General features: G+C 34.7%; 13 protein-coding genes. 10 read left to right on the top strand and 3 right to left on the bottom strand.

Translation table 11 applies throughout. From position 1 onward, the window contains the following. Positions 1–93: 93 nt before the first annotated feature. The 8 genes from ACTTKV_RS03410 (at position 94) to ACTTKV_RS03375 (ending at position 9,154) form a co-directional block, all read left to right on the top strand. Positions 94–663 (top strand): hypothetical protein, encoded by a 570-nt coding sequence (locus ACTTKV_RS03410; protein WP_442549247.1) that lies wholly within the window; start codon positions 94–96, stop codon positions 661–663. Beyond that, complete coding sequence (locus ACTTKV_RS03405) at positions 656–1,126, top strand: FixH family protein (protein WP_442549246.1); 471 nt, start codon at positions 656–658, stop codon at positions 1,124–1,126. Before ACTTKV_RS03410 ends, ACTTKV_RS03405 begins: the two co-directional genes overlap by 8 nt. Positions 1,127–1,211: 85 nt before the next feature. Beyond that, the gene (locus ACTTKV_RS03400) at positions 1,212–3,557 is read left to right on the top strand and encodes a PD-(D/E)XK nuclease family protein (RefSeq protein WP_442549245.1); all 2,346 of its coding nucleotides are present in this window, start codon (positions 1,212–1,214) and stop codon (positions 3,555–3,557) included. Beyond that, positions 3,554–6,373 carry a RecB-like helicase gene (locus ACTTKV_RS03395; protein ID WP_442549244.1) on the top strand — a complete coding sequence of 940 codons (2,820 nt, stop codon included), beginning with the start codon at positions 3,554–3,556 and terminating at the stop codon, positions 6,371–6,373. The genes ACTTKV_RS03400 and ACTTKV_RS03395 overlap by 4 nt, the downstream gene beginning before the upstream one ends. An 80-nt stretch (positions 6,374–6,453) precedes the next feature. Continuing rightward, on the top strand, positions 6,454–6,882 hold the full coding sequence (gene rplM / locus ACTTKV_RS03390) for a 50S ribosomal protein L13 (RefSeq protein WP_002939292.1): 429 nt from the start codon (positions 6,454–6,456) through the stop codon (positions 6,880–6,882). Positions 6,883–6,884: 2 nt separating this feature from the next. Continuing rightward, entirely contained in the window at positions 6,885–7,274 is a 390-nt protein-coding gene (gene rpsI, locus ACTTKV_RS03385; RefSeq protein WP_442549243.1) for a 30S ribosomal protein S9, read from the top strand. A gap of 155 nt (positions 7,275–7,429) precedes the next feature. Beyond that, on the top strand, positions 7,430–8,443 hold the full coding sequence (locus tag ACTTKV_RS03380; RefSeq protein WP_442549242.1) for an OmpA family protein: 1,014 nt from the start codon (positions 7,430–7,432) through the stop codon (positions 8,441–8,443). 72 nt (positions 8,444–8,515) lie between these two features. Next, the gene (locus ACTTKV_RS03375; RefSeq protein WP_442549241.1) at positions 8,516–9,154 is read left to right on the top strand and encodes an HAD family hydrolase; all 639 of its coding nucleotides are present in this window, start codon (positions 8,516–8,518) and stop codon (positions 9,152–9,154) included. A 254-nt stretch (positions 9,155–9,408) separates the two neighbouring features. Here ACTTKV_RS03375 and ACTTKV_RS03370 read toward each other — a convergent pair whose 3' ends face one another. After that, positions 9,409–10,542 carry an NAD(P)/FAD-dependent oxidoreductase gene (locus ACTTKV_RS03370; protein WP_442549240.1) on the bottom strand — a complete coding sequence of 378 codons (1,134 nt, stop codon included), beginning with the start codon at positions 10,540–10,542 and terminating at the stop codon, positions 9,409–9,411. Then, entirely contained in the window at positions 10,539–11,840 is a 1,302-nt protein-coding gene (locus ACTTKV_RS03365; RefSeq protein WP_442549239.1) for an MFS transporter, read from the bottom strand. The genes ACTTKV_RS03370 and ACTTKV_RS03365 overlap by 4 nt, the downstream gene beginning before the upstream one ends. Before the next feature lie 111 nt (positions 11,841–11,951). Here ACTTKV_RS03365 and ACTTKV_RS03360 point away from each other — a divergent pair, with 111 nt between their 5' ends. Further along, entirely contained in the window at positions 11,952–12,593 is a 642-nt protein-coding gene (locus ACTTKV_RS03360) for a non-canonical purine NTP pyrophosphatase (RefSeq protein ID WP_442549238.1), read from the top strand. Here the strand turns inward: ACTTKV_RS03360 and ACTTKV_RS03355 are convergent. After that, complete coding sequence (locus tag ACTTKV_RS03355) at positions 12,586–13,308, bottom strand: tetratricopeptide repeat protein (protein ID WP_442549237.1); 723 nt, start codon at positions 13,306–13,308, stop codon at positions 12,586–12,588. The genes ACTTKV_RS03360 and ACTTKV_RS03355 overlap by 8 nt on opposite strands. A gap of 101 nt (positions 13,309–13,409) precedes the next feature. On the opposite strand from ACTTKV_RS03355, the gene ACTTKV_RS03350 reads away from it, so the two are divergent. Then, positions 13,410–15,881, top strand: coding sequence for a DEAD/DEAH box helicase family protein (locus ACTTKV_RS03350; RefSeq protein WP_442549236.1), 2,472 nt, complete (start codon positions 13,410–13,412; stop codon positions 15,879–15,881). The last annotated feature ends 9 nt before the right edge of the window (positions 15,882–15,890 follow it).

Below are 15,890 nucleotides of genomic sequence, written 5' to 3'. Positions count from 1 at the left end.
AATCGAAAAAGCCATTATCCTGCTGATAGTTATCGCAGGTATCATTTGTGCGTGGTCAGTGCTTACACCAAATCATCTTTTTGTAGGCTAAGTTTGAAGAAATTTGCACTCATTTTTATCATTTTTCTTTGTCAAAATTTGGCTTGGGGTGCAAATTTTGTGATAAATAACGATGAAATTTTAAGCCAAAAAGTGAGCCAAAAGCTAAATGAGATCGGCAGCGAGCTTTATGAAAAAAGCGGCATAAATTTAGTGGTTGGCGTATATAAAGATGGCGAGTTGGATGCGCTTTTTAAAGAGCAAAATTTAAGCTCACCATTTGCCTTTTTGGCTCTTATCAGAGATAAAAAAAAGGTAGAAATTTTTGCTGACAGCAAAACCTCACAGCTCTTTAACAAGGAGCAAATTTTAAGTCCTAATCCAGAATCAGGCACCATCATTCCCATTCTAGTCTCAAAAAATGGTAAAGATATCTACAACGCCGCCATCTTAAATGGCTACGCAGATATCGCTGAGCAAATCTCTGAAAGTTTAAATTTAAAATTAGAAAGCGGCATCGGTAGCTCAAACAAGACGACACTAAATTTCTTGCGATTTTTCGTCTACGGACTAATCGGACTTTTTGTCGTCATCATCTTTTACAAAAAGGTAAAAAATGGATAAAAAAACGTTTTGGCCTTACGCTATCGTCCTTTCTATTATAGCTATCATCATTGCCTGCATTGTAACTATTGTCATAGCGTTACAAAATCCGGTCGAGATGGATAACACCTATATGCAAAGCTATCAAAGGGTTGATGAAAACATAACTTTTATAAAAGAGAGTGAGGCTAGGTTTGATGAGAAATTTGGTCTAAAATTTGAGCCAAATTTTGATGGATTAAATGGAAATTTTAAATTTTATATAACTCCAAAAAGTGGCGAAATTTCAAGCCTTAGCTATGAAATTTTACTAACTCGTCCACAAACAAATAAAGAGAATAAAACACTAAACGCATCATGGCAAAATAACGAACTCATCAGCCAGAGTGTTAGCCTAAAAGAGGGTAGATGGCAGCTACATTTAAGGCTAAGCGATAAGCAAGACACGAGATATTATAAATTCGACTTCAACGCCATTAAGTAAATTTACTCTTAAACTAAAATTTGGGCAGTAAAAGTGCTCTTTTATAAGCTTTTAGCTATCATTTTTAAAAATTTGAAAGAGAAAAATGCACAATCTAGACAAACTTTTTGTTTTTACAAACTCACGTAAGATTCGCGAGTTTAACGCTAGTTTTAATGATGAGATATTGCCAAAGAGCCTAAGTATAGCTGAGTTTTACAAAAAAGTGCTTTTTGTAAAAGATAGGTTTGAGATCGATAGTACGTATGCCTTGGTTCTTATGAATAGGGCTTGTGCCAGCGTTAAAGAGGCAAACTCGGTACTTAAAATACCAACTGAGTTTTTTGAGTTTTTGAAAAATAATGACTATCTGTTTTCATTTTTTAAAGAGCTAGCCATCAGCAAAAAGAGCATTGGTGAGATCAAATTTAATGACATTTACGCTGATTTTGAGGAGCATTTGAGCATACTTGAAGTAGTTTTAAAAAAGTATGAGAGTTTGCTTGAGCATGAAAAATTTTATGATGATATAACTTTGCCAAAAATTTATACTATAAATGAGGATTACGTTAAGAAATTTAGTGAAATTTCTCTGCACATCGATGGAATTTTAAGCGAATTTGAATGGGAAGTTCTGGAAAAAATATCAAGAATAACCACACTAAAGATCATCTTTCAAACAAGTATTTTTAATAAAAAGCTAGCTGATAAAATAAAACAAATTTCAAATCTTAGCGAGCTTGATACTTATAAAAAATATGAGCTGAATTTAAAGACAAATGAGCTAGTTTGCTTAGAAGAAATAAGCAAATTTGAACCAGTTTTGGTGAGAGAATTTACCACTAGAAGCCTGCAGTGTGCTTATGTGATGGCGAAAGCTAGTGAGTTTGTGCGTGATGGCATAAAGCCAGAAAATATCGCTGTGATCTTACCAGACGAGAGTTTTAGTGAAATTTTAAGACTACATGACAGCGGAAAAATTTTTAACTATGCCATGGGCGAGAGCTTTAAAAGTACTAAATTTTATGAGATACTTTTTTACATTACAAGGGCAATAAACGAAGAAGCAAATCCTATATTTGACCAAAGCAAGCTTGAAAGTTACGAGGAGTTTGGTTTTATCTTAAGCGAGTTTGGTGTGAATGAGGAGCTTTTTAACAAGTTTAAGTCAAGCTATTTTGAGCCTTGTGAGTTTGCCAGATTTAAAGAGCTGGTAGATGAAATTTTTGCTCTAAGCGATGAAGTAAGGAGCGAGGAAAAGCTTAATTTAGAATTTTTTAGGATCGAAAATTTATGTAGGTATTTTAAATTTAGCCTAAAACAGCTTTGTGAAATTTTTTTATTAAATATCGCACGCCTTAGCATAGATGATGTAGGTGGAGGAAAGATCAGCGTCATGGGAATGCTAGAGAGTCGTGGCATGAAATTTGATGGTGTTATTGTGGTTGATTTTAATGACAACTTCATCCCTACAAGAAGTACAAATGAGATGTTTTTAAATTCAAAAGTGAGGCAAAAAGCAGGTCTTATAAGCTACCTTGAGCGAGAAAATTTACAGAGATTTTACTACGAAAGTCTTATAAATAATGCTAAAAAAGTTGCTATAAGCTGCTGTGTCAATGAGGAGAGTATTCCTTCAAGATTTTTAAAAAATTTTAGAACTATAAAAGATAAAAATTTTAGTGATGAAGCCTATTTAAAACTATTTTTAAAAGGCAATGCCAGCCTAAATTTAAGCGATGATGAGATCGTTTTGGAGCATGATTTTTTTGCTAAAGAACTTTCATTTTCCACGCTAAATTTATTTCTAACTTGTCCAAGGAAGTATTATTACGCAAAGATAGCTGGCATAAGGCCTGCAAAAGGCATAGCAACCGAGCCTGGTTCAAAGCAAGGAAATAGCGTCCACAACGCACTTTATGAGTACTATATGAGTGATTTTTATATACAAAATAATATCTTTGATCTTTCTGTATTTAAAAAAATGCTAGCAAAGCAGGCTCTCTCGCCACTTGAGCTTGAAATTTGGATACAGAAATTTAAAGATTATGAGAAATTTGAAAACAATCGTTTAAATGCAGGATTTAAGGTGTTGGAGTGTGAAAAAGAGGTAAAAAGAGATTTTTGTGGCGTACAAATTTATGGATATATCGATAGGATCGATGCTGGTCCCGATGGCGAGCCTTTTATACTTGATTATAAAACCGGCGATGCAAATGCAAATTCTCTTCAACTTGCTTTTTATGAGGCACTCTATGGCAGCGATGCAAAAAGTGCATATTATGCCCTAAAAAACGAGCCAACGTTAGTTAGCTCAAAAAAGAGCATAGATGATCTAGGGGCCGAGATAGAAAATCTAAAAAATATAAACAAAACCAAGATAAATTTTGAAAAAAAGAGTAGTGCTTGTAAATTTTGCGAGTATGCCATACTTTGTTGGAGAGAGTTATGAAAGATTTTTTAGCCCTAAAAGCAAGTGCAGGAAGTGGAAAGACTTTCGCTCTTAGTGTTCGCTATATCGCTTTGGTGCTTAGAGGTGAAAATATAAATGAAATCATCGCTCTAACTTTTACAAAAAAAGCGGCAAATGAGATGAAAGAGCGGATAATCGCAACTTTTTTGGATTTGCAAAATAAAAAAGGCGAGCTTGAAAAGGTTAGCGAAGAGCTTGGTTTGAGTCAGAGCGAAGTGATAAAAAGGCGAGATGAGAGGCTTGGAGCATTTTTGCAAAGTGAGCTAAAAATTTATACATTTGATGCATTTTTTTCTGGAATTTTAAAGAAATTTAGCCAAAATTTAGGCCTTAGTCCAGATTATAGCGTGCGAGATAGCCTGCAAGATCTTTCGTGGAAAAAATTTGTAAAAGAGGTGAGTAGGGATCAAAATCTACTTAGCAAACTAGCTTTGATGATGATCATCTCAAGTCAAAAAGAGGCGAGCTTTTCAGAGACTTTGTCAAAATTTTATGAAAGCTTTGGCGGTGAACTAAGAGAAACTAGTGCAAATTATCCAGATGATAGTAAAGTAAGAGCCGCTCAAAAAGCGATAAATGATCATATCTGCTCTCAAGCTGGTGCTAGTGATACAGTTAAAAAGACATTTAAAGAGCAAAATTTGTTCGAGCTTTTTAAAAGCAAGGTTTTTGAAAGAGATAGTCTAGATTACCGCACATTTAGCAAAATTTATGAGCCCAAGCTTGACGTGCTTTTTAACGAGCTAAAAGAGGCAATAAAAGACTATATCTTGGATGTAGAAAGATATAGACTTAGTGGCTTTAGTAAGCTTTTGGAAATTTACAAGCGTTCAAATTTGGAGTTAAATAAAGAGATAAATGCACTAAGTTTTGCTGATATAAATAAGCTTGTTTTTAAACTTTTAGTTGAGAATTTGAGCAAAGATACACTTTATTTTAGGCTTGATGGGCGAATAAATCATCTTTTGGTTGATGAGTTTCAAGATACAAACGTGATCCAATATGAGATCATCTTGCCACTCATCGCTGAGATCGTATCTGGATATGGTCAAAATGGGCTTGGCAGTTTCTTTTATGTGGGCGATACAAAGCAAAGTATCTATAAATTTAGAGGTGGAAAAAAAGAGCTTTTTGACAAGCTTGGGGAGGATTTTAAACAAATACAAATAGAAAATTTGCCAAGCAACTATCGAAGTTTAAAAGCTTTGGTGAAGTTTAACAATGCGATTTTTGAAGAAATTTATCATAGATATGGGCTTGAGTTTGTACCTCAAAATCCAGTAAAAAAAGATGATGAGCTAGACTATAAAGTAAGTGACAAATGCCCATATTTTGAGACAGATGATGATGACTACGGATATATTCGTGTGCTTGGTAGCGAAGATATTGTGGCCGATGTCCTCTCTCAGACGCATGATCTCATAAAATCTGGTGTAAATCCAAGTGATATAACGGTTCTTTGCTGGAAAAATAGCGACATAACACACATTTCTGATGAATTTAGCAAAGAGGGCATAAAGAGCGTAAACGAAAGTACTTTAGAGCTAAAGAGGACGCCATTTGTTGTAGCTATCATAGAGTATGCAAAATTTTGTCTATTTGGTGAAGAAATTTATGAGAAAAATGTAAAAGCGCTTGTAAATTCTAATTTTAAAAAACTAAAAATAAGAGTAGAAGATAGCGCGACAAAGAGCTTATTTTATCTGGCCAAAAATTTGAGCATAAATCTAGCAGATGTTGATATATTAAGGCTTTTCGAGTTAAGCAGTGGCTATAAAAATTTAAGTGATTTTATATTTAATCTCGAAAATTTTAGCTCAAAAATTAGCCCTAAAAGCAGTGATGGTGTGAAGATTATGACTGTTCATAAATCAAAGGGGCTCGAGTTTGATCACGTTATAGTTTGCGATATGATCAGTAAGGGTAGAGGCAACGACTCAAATTTTATAACCGAATATAGCGAAAAAGGCGAGTGGATCGTAAAAAGCAAAATCTCAGGTAGAGAAAATTTTGACCCTGAGTATGCTGGTGTATTAGAGCAAATGAGAGAGCTTGAGAAGCAAGAAAATATCAATAAAATTTACGTTGCTTTCACTAGAGCTACAAAATCACTTATTGTCGTTAAACAAGCTAATCCAGGTGGAAATAATCCAAGCTTTTTCTCTTTTTATACCAAGAGCGACAAGAGCGAGGTAAACGACTATCTTGATCTAAAGGAGTTTAGTTTTGGTAAAATTTTGCCTAGTAAAACAGAGCAAATTGGAATAAAAAAAGATGAAGAAGTCCCTGAAATTTTAAAGATAGATAAGCAAGAGGTAGAGGTAAGAGAGCAAAAAACAAGTGGAAAAAATTTAAGTGCGATCTACTTTGGTTTAGCGTTTCACTATTTGCTCGAAATGAGCGAGAAATTCGATGAAAATTCGCTCTTGAGAGCTAAGAATTTGATGCTAAATAAATTTTATAAATTCTTGCCAATAGAAAAGCTTGAGGATGCCTTTAAAAGAGCGAATATGCTTATAAGTGAACCAAAATTTATAGAGTGCGTAAGTGGCAAGGAAATTTATAAAGAGCAGCCATTTAAGGTTAGAAATGAACTAAAACAGATGGACTTGTTTTGTGTTGGTAAGAACGAAATTTGTGTTATTGATTATAAAACGACCGATAAAAATATCGAGGAAAATAAAAAACAAGTTAGCGAATATAAGGCGGCATTAAGCAAATTTTATCCAGGACATAGTATAATAGCAGTCATTTTTTATGCTCTTAGCGACAAAATTTCATTTGTTGAAGTTTAAAGACTACTTAATTTAAGTTTTTTCAAAGTATTATTTAAATACAATCACAACTCAAAAATTAACTTGGCAAAGGTAAGAAAATGACAAAAATAACAAAGCCAAACGAAGTTAAGCGAGACTGGATCGTTGTTGATGCAGCCGGTAAACGCTTTGGTAGATTGCTAACTGAGGTAGCAACTATACTTCGTGGCAAAAACAAACCATGCTTCACGCCAAACGTAGATTGTGGCGACTATGTTATCATCATAAATGCTTCTAAAGTAGAATTTACTGGTAATAACAAGGCTGAAGACAAACTTTATCACAGACACTCAGGATATTTTGGCAGCGTAAAGAGCGAGAAATTCGGCGATTTGATAGCAAATAAGCCAGAAAAACTGTTCAAGCTAGCTGTTCGTGGAATGCTTCCAAAAACAAAACTTGGAAGAGAGATGATAAAAAAACTAAAAGTTTATGCTGGCAGTGAGCATCCTCATACGGCACAAATAGCTAAAAAAGAAGGAAAATAATTATGGCAAAAGTTTATGCAACTGGTAAAAGAAAAACTGCCGTAGCAAAGGTTTGGATAAAGTCTGGAAGCGGTAAAATCGTAGTAAATGGTATGGATCTTAATACTTGGCTTGGCGGACATGAAGCTATAAAACTTAAGGTTATTCAACCACTTTTAGTAACAAAACAAGAGAGCTTAATAGACGTAGTAGCTACAACTTTAGGTGGCGGATATTCAGCACAAGCTGAGGCTTTAAGACATGGTATTTCACGTGCTTTAGCTAATATGGATGCTGACTTTAGATTAGCACTTAAACCAAAAGGCTTGTTAACTAGGGATTCTCGTACCGTTGAACGTAAGAAATTTGGTAGAAGAAAAGCTAGAAGAAGTCCACAATTCTCTAAACGTTAATGATTTTTTGCAAGTGCTTTTTGTTCTTGCAAATTTTAGGTTATGTAAATTTCAAATTTACATTATTAATTAAATTATAATTTATGGTTAGTTAACTTTTTTTAAGTTAAAATGTAACCACTTTAAAATAAATCCTAAAAGAAAGGAATTCTACTATGAAAAAGATTGCTTTAGCTATGGTTGCCGCAACTGCGGTTTTTGCGTCTAACGCAGCATATAACTATGAAATTACTCCAACTATTGGCGGTATTCACCCAGAGGGAAATTTACGTGTAAAAGATAACAACTTTGTAGGTGTTAGAGTTGCTAGAAATCTTGAAGATTTCTTCTTTAATCAATTTGAGATTGGTGTTGACTATTCTCAAAGAATAAAAGAGAGAACAGGTGATGTTGTAAGAGAAGGTAGAGTACTTAGATATCACGCAAACCTAGTAAAAGATATCGTTGACTTTGGACCAGTTAGCCTATATGGTTTAATTGGTGCTGGCTATGAAGATGTTCCTGCTGTTTTTGTTAAAAATGAAGACGGCGGCTTTGGTCAATACGGTCTTGGTTTAAGATACCAAGTTACTGATAGATTTGCTCTTAAAGCAGAAGCAAGAGATGCTATCAAATTTGAACACGCTGATCATAACCTATTCTATTCACTAGGTTTTGGCATCGGTCTTGACTCAAAAGCAGCTCCAGTTGTAGCAGCAGCTCCAGTAGCAGCGGCAGCAGCTCCAGCTCCAGTTCTTGATGATGATAATGATGGTGTGCCAAATGATATCGATCAATGCCCTAATACTCCAGCAGGTGTAGTTGTTGACGAAAGAGGATGTGAGAAAGTTATCGTTCTTAGAGATCTAGATGTTAACTTCGCATTTGATAGCTACAAAGTTGGACCAAGCTATGCAGCTGAGATCAAAAAAGTAGCTGACTTTATGGGCGAGCATCCAGATTATAAAGTTGTACTTGCTGGTCATACTGATAGTGTAGGTACAGAAGCTTACAACCAAAAACTATCTGAAAAAAGAGCAAAAGCAGTGGCAGAAGTTCTTGCTGGTTATGGTGTTGAGCAATCAAAAATCTCAACAGTTGGTTACGGCGAGCTTAAACCAATTGCTACAAATAAAACTAAAGAAGGTCGCGCTCAAAACAGACGTGTTGAAGCTACTTTCAATAAATAATTTTATTATTTAAAATTACTTCTTTAGGGCTTAGCTTCGGCTAGGCCCTTTTTTATTTCTGCGGAGATCATCATGAAAAAAACTATACTTTTTGACTTAGACGGTACACTTATAGACTCAACTTCTGCTATTTTAAAAGGTTTTGATAGTGCATTTGTGGCTCACGGTAAAAAAGAGCCTAATCACAATACTTTAAAATCATTAGTTGGATATCCGCTTGAAATAATGTTTGAAAAACTTGGTGCAGATAAGAAATTACTTGATGGTTATATAAAAGAATATAAAGCCTGCTATGAGAAAATTTATCTTGATGAAACTGTGCTTTTGCCATATGCAATGGAGGCTTTGAAAGAAGCAAGTACTTTTGCTGATATAGGTATTGTCACTACAAAGACTTCTAAATTTTCTATCATTTTGCTAGAACATTTAGGTGTTATGAAATTTATAAAAACTGTTATTGGCAGAGATGATGTTGTAAATCCAAAACCAGATCCTGAGCCTATAAATTTAGCACTTGAGAGGTTAAAAAAGGATAGAAACGGTGCGTTTATGGTTGGCGATACTATCATGGATCTTAAAGCTGCAAAAGCTGCTTTTATTACTGGTATTGGCCTTACTTGCGGATATGGGCAAAGAGCCGATTTGGTAAACGACAGTGAATATATCTTTTCAAATTCTCTCGAGGCCGTTTCTTTTATAAAAGAAGCTTAGCTGCTAAATTCTAGCTATGAATTCATGAATTTAAATTTTTAAGTTTACTAATTCATTTTGTCTAAAATAATTTTATAGATTTTAGCTATATGCATGAATATTTTCATTAAAACATATATTACGCATGCTTTGCTTGTATTTGTAAAGAGTCAATTTCACAAATAGTTTTAATGCTTGTCTGTAAGTCTTTTTGACATATCGTTCTTGCTTTTAGCCCAATTTAAGATTGGATTGCAACTCTTAAGTTGGACAAGCTATCTCAAATATTTTGCCACTTTCAAAGCGCTTGCAAATGCTAGGTGTAGGTTATATCCACCAAGCATGCCAGTAATATCCAAGACTTCGCCTATGAAGTAAAGTCCTTTTATACTTTTACATTGTAGATTTTCATCTAAAAATTCAGTTTTTACTCCGCCTTTTGTAACTTCAGCCCTTTCAAAACCAAATGTGCCGGCTGGCGCAAATTCATATGCTAATAGCCTTTTTATAGTCCGCTTTTCATCATCACTAAACTCATAAAAGGCTTTGTCTTTTAAGCCAAAATTCCTTAAAAACTCCAGCACAAATCTCTTTGGAAGTGGTAAAACCGAGCTAAGCTGCTTTTTGCCGTTTATTAAATTTTTCTCACTAAATCTAGGCAGAAAATTTATGTAGATCCGCCCTTTTTGCCAAAACAAAGATGCGTTTAGTATTGCTGGACCGCTTATGCCTCTGTGTGTAAAAAGCACATTGTCACTAAATTTATGATTATCGTTTTTGTCACTTATCTCAACATCTGCTCTTAAACTAACGCCGCTCAGCTCTTTAAACCAAAACTCATCTTTTTGTACGCTAAAGCTAACAAGTGCAGGCGAAATAGGCGATAGCTCAAGACCAAATTCACCTGCTATCTTGTAGCCAATATCGCTTGCACCAAGAGATTTGTAGCTTAGTCCACCACTTGCGATGACTAAATTTTTAGCTCTAAATTTCTCATCTTTTGTTAAAATTTCAAAAATTTCATCTACTTTTTTAGCGCTGGTAACTTCTTTATTGTAAAAAATATCCGCATTTTGTCTCTTTAAAAGTAGGTTTAAAACGCTCTTTGCGCCGCTATCACAAAAAAATTGATTTTGCTTTTGCTCGCTAAATTTAAGCTCACTAAAAAATTTTAAAATTTGATCCGGAGTTAGCACTTTTAAAATTTGCTCTACAATTTTTTGCTCACAAAGATAGTTTTTGGCGCTTACAAAGCGGTTTGTGATGTTGCATCTGCCACCACCGCTCGCAAGGATCTTTTTGCCAGCGCTGCTGTTTTTCTCTAAGATAGCGACCTTTTTGCCCTTTAAATTTGCTCCTAGAAAAAGCCCACTAGCCCCAGCACCAACGATGATGACATCATAGATCAAAACTTCAAGCTCTCTTTTAAAACTGCCTCACTTGTTAGGCGAGAGTCAAATTTGATCACTTGGTTTTTCTCGTTTTTGTAGTAGTCTACCACTCCTTTTTGGCTATTTAGCAGCTCCAAATTTATTGTCACATCAGGACTTAGATAGATATTTTTAAAAATTCTTGGGTCATTTAGGCTAAATAGTAAAACAAGCCAGATCACACAGAGTACCACACATACGATGGCAAGTGTTTTAAAGTCAAAGGCGTGCAATATATATCCACCAACTGCTCCTCCAGCAAAGCTGCCAAGGTAGCCAAATGAGTTAAAAACTCCAAGAGCAGTACCTTTTTGTGAGAATTTTACAAATTTGGTCGCAGTTGATTGCATAATAGGCTCATGCATATTAAAGCCAATAAAAAAGATGGCTACGCCCAGTACAAAGATAAAAAGTGAAAAACTAAAAGCAAAAATAGCGTAAGTTAGCCCAAAAAGTAGCGTGCCTGCTATCAAGATGACCTTGCTAAGGCCTTTTCCATCGCCCAAAAATCCAGCTAGCCCCATAGCTAAAAACCCAAGCACGGCACCAAGCGTATAGACCTTGTAAAGCTCGCTACTTTCGTAGCCATATTCTTTCACCAAGATGATCGGAATAGCTAAAAATGCAGTACTTGTAAGCATCTTTTGCATAAAAGATGTGAAATTTATGATCATATAGTCTTTTTGTAAAAATAGCTTTCCAAATGGCACTTTCTCGGCCTTTTCACTAACTTTTATCTCTTTTGGCACAACGGTGTAGAGTAGCACTATGCAAAAGAGACTAAGAGCGGCGCTAAAGTAAAAAAGACTTGAAAGGCCGTAGCTTCTAGCAAATAGCGGTCCAAGTACCATCGATAGTGTAAAACTAAGACCTATAAAAACTCCCATTATTGCCATGGCTTTTGAGCGGTTTTCCTCTGTGACAAAGTCGCTTATCATAGCTGTTGCCACAGCTCCAACGGCTCCGATGCCTTGTAAGAATCTACCAAAAAGCATAGTGTAAATATCGCTTGCTAGAGCGCAAATGATCGAGCCACCAATAAAAACTAAAAGGCCTATAGTCAGGGCTTTTTTACGACCGATCTTGTCCGAGAGTGCACCAAATGGTACTTGAAATATCATTTGTGAGATCGCATATACGCCTACGATGAGCCCCACTAAAAATTCATTTGCACCCTCTAAATTTAGGGCGTAGAGGCTAAGAACAGGCAGAACGATAAAAAGACTCAAAAATCTGCTTGCGACAATGAAAGATAGTGGCAAAACACTTTTTAACATAAATTTCCCTTCGTTTAAAAGCCTTAATTTTATCATTTTAATACTAATCTAAATTTAAAAATTTAATCTACTTTTATGTAAAATACGCCCAAAAATCAAGGAGCTCTTGCAATGAAAATCGTGCTTGCAACGTCAAATTTAGACAAAGTAAAAGAGATAAAAGAATTTTTAAAAGGCTATGAAATTTATGCATTGAGCGAGATTATCAAGCCATTTGAAATCATTGAGAACGGTAGCAGCTTTCAAGAAAATGCGCTCATAAAGTCCAAAGCTGTTTTTGCGAAGCTTAAAGAGCTTGGACTCGATAGTGGATTTATAGCACTTAGTGATGATAGTGGTATCAGCGTGGATGCGCTTGGTGGCGAGCCAGGAATTTACTCTGCACGGTACTCAGATATCGATGAGAGTGGCAAAATGGCAGCCAAAAACGCCACTGACGCAAGTAACAGAGCAAAGCTCATAACTAAACTAAATGCTCTAAATTTACAAAGCTCACTTGCTCACTACACCGCTTGCATCGCTATTAGCTCGAAATTTGGCGACTACACGACGCACGGCTTTATGTACGGTGAAGCGATAAACGAGGAGAGAGGTACAAATGGCTTTGGTTACGATGCGCTTTTTATCCCAAATGGCTTTACTAAAACGCTTGGCGAGCTAGATAATGAGACGAAGCTTAAAATTTCTCACCGCTCAAAGGGACTTGAGCTTGCAAATTTCGTGCTAAAAAGTCTAAAGAAAAACTTTAGTTAAGCTCTTTTAGTCCTTTGTCGGCTCGCTCTAAAAGATCCCGTGCGCGAGGATTTTGCTCTTTTCCATTTAAAATTTCAAGCACTTTTTTGTAGTTTTGGGTAGCTTCGTCCTTTTGATTAAGTTTTGCTAGGTCGTTAGCAAGCTCTACTAAAAGCTCTGATCGCACAAGCTCGTTGCCACTTAACTCCGGCGTGATATCAAGTAAATTTAGCGCTAAAAGGTGGTTTTCGTGGGCTTTGTCAAAGTCATTTTTTAGGTAGTAGGCGCTAGCGATGCCTTTTATACAGATGAGTTCGTCGTTCATTGGGGCATTTGGCGCGTTGTCATAAATTTTTAAAGCTTCTTGAAAATTAGCAAGTGCTTCGTCGTATCTGCCTAGCGCCTTTTGTGCCGCACCTAGGCTATGATAAGAGCGAGCTAGTAGCAGCTTGTCGCTAACGTTTGCCGCAAGCTCTAGGGCTCTTTGTGAGAGCTCTAACGCCTTTTGTGGCTCTTTATTTACCATGCAAATGCTAGCGCTATTTATGAGCGAAGTGATCGCCTGCTCGGTGTTGCCCTCTTTTAAGCAGACATCAGTCGCTTGCTCGGCTAAATTTATGGCTCTCTCCAAATTTCTATCGCTTTTATAAAACTCCCTCACACTCTCTTGTATTAGCTCGTCACAGCTACTTGAAAAGAGGCAAATAGGCGCTAAAAATGGCAAAATTTTCTTCATGTTTTTACTTTTAAATTTTGCCTTATTTTACCTTTTAAAGCGAGAAATTTATATTAACTTTGTTAAAATCAGTAAATATCTGTTTTTAACAAGGAGAATATATGGCTAATTTTGCAAAGTATATAAAACAGGATAAAAATAATACAATAATAGACCCAAGTAAAATTTTTACATCACTACCACAAAAACATTATCAATATTTGCGAACTCCACAAACAGATGTCATTGAAAAGTGGTTTGAGCAAAGAGAAAAAAATACTACGGTCATAAAAATGAATACCGGAAGCGGTAAAACATTAGCAGGCCTTCTTATATTAGAAAGCTGTCTAAAAGAAAAAAAAGGACCTTGCGTATATGTGGTGCCTGACAAATACCTTGTAGAACAAGTTAAAAAAGAAGCTGACTTGCTAGGTATCAATACAACTACCGATAAGCAATCAATAGAATTTGAAACTTCAAAAAAAATCTTAATATGCAATATATATGAACTATTTAATGGACAAAGTAAATTTGGAGTCGGGAAATCAGAAATTGAAATTGGAAGTGTAGTTATAGATGATGCGCACGCTTGTATAGATATTATAAACAAACAATTTACTATAACGATTAATCAAGAAGATAATAAAAATTTATATAATCAAATTTTTAGACTTTTCATTAATGATATTAGAAACCAAAGCCAGTCATTAGCAACAAAACTCGAATTGAATGAACCAAATACAATAGGGCTTGTTCCTTTCTGGAATTGGCACGACAAGCATCAAGAGGCTTTTAAATTTATAATAGAGAATGGGGATGATAATTTAAAAAAATTTAATTTGAAATTGATAGAAAGAAATTTTGAATTATGTAGATGTGTGGTTAGTCCTTCCAGAATCGAAATAACTCCTCATGTTATTCCTGTGCAAGAGTTTGTATCTTTTGAAAATGCCAAGCGCAAGATTTTTATGACTGCAACACTTGTCGATGATAGCATATTATCAACCCATTTTAATATAAGCGAGGAATATTTAAACAAACCAATTACTCCAAAAATGGTGAACGATATTGGAGAACGTCTTATTCTTGCTCCACATATGATAAATCCAGACGTAACAACAGAAGATATCCAAGAAATGTTGCAAAATTTAGTTAATGAATTAGGATGCAACATATCAATAATTTCACCATCTTTTCAAAAGAGTAATGCCTGGAAATGTATAGCAACCAATATGGCGGATAAAGATAATATCATAGAATGCATCAATGAACTTAGGGATAAAAAATCAAGTGGTAATATTGTTGTTTTTACAAATAGATATGATGGTATAGACTTACCAAATGATGCTTGTAGAATTTTGGTAATAGATGGATTACCGAATGCTCAAACGCTAATAGATCAGCTAAATGAAGGGTATTTACAAGGAGACGACGATAAAATTTTAAACCAAAAAATACAAAAAATTGAACAAGGAATGGGTAGGGGAATAAGATCAAATTCTGATTATTGCATCGTATTGTTACTTGGGTATGATTTAGCAAGAATAACTGCAAAACATAAAGATAAATTTTCAGAGGCGACAAAACAACAGTTTGAATTATCAGAAGAGGTAATGAAAGATTGTAAGAACATAGAAGATATTCAAACAACCATTATACAGGTATTACAAAGAGATAAGAATTGGATACAAGCGCATAATGACAGAATTTTAAATATAGAATTTAAAGCAAACAGCTTAAATGTATTTTCTATTGAATTACGAAAAGCCTACAACTTTGCTATTAATAAAAACTATAAAGTAGCACAAGAAATTTTAGAAAATCATATAAACAAATTACCACAGGATAACAAAATTTTTATAGGCTACACAAAACAGATTCTTGCAGAGTATACAAATTTTATTGATCGAAACAAGGCACAAGAAATTTTAAAATCTGCCTGCAATCTAAATAATCAAATTTTAAAGCCGATCAATGGAATAGAATATAGTAAAATTTCTCAGCAAAAAAGCCAGGTAGACAATATAACTAATTATATATCTGACTTTACAAACACAAATGACTTAATAATAGAGGTTGAGAAAATTTTATCTCATTTAGTTTTTGCGAAAGATACCTACGATAAATTTGAAGATTCCATTAAAAGAATAGGTGCATTATTGGGCTTCTATTCACAACGGCCAGATAAAGAGTATAAATGTGGTCCTGATAATTTTTGGGCAATTGATAATAAATATCTTATAATAGAATGTAAAAATGGCTCCGTAACAGACACGATTTCAAAAAGCGATATAGAGCAGATAACCTCGTCTGTTAGCTGGTTTAATCAAACTTATCATATTGAAGATAAAAATGTCTTCTACCCTATTTTAATTCACCCAAGCAATAAAATTTCACAAGATGCATTTTCTAATGAAAAAATAAGAGTTATGACAGAGGCAAATTTGCAAAATTTCAAGAAAAATATTACAGAGTTCTTCAAGGCAATAAAAGATAAGACAAGCGATAACAGAGCTATTGGCAAACAACTGAAACATTATAAATTAGAGCCAAATTTAATAATTGAAAATTATACGGAAGACTATAAAAAATAATCTAAAGGA

The organism is Campylobacter sp. (assembly GCF_052169515.1).
Taxonomy (GTDB): Bacteria; Campylobacterota; Campylobacteria; order Campylobacterales; family Campylobacteraceae; genus Campylobacter_A.
This window is presented reverse-complemented; position numbering and strand designations above follow the sequence as displayed.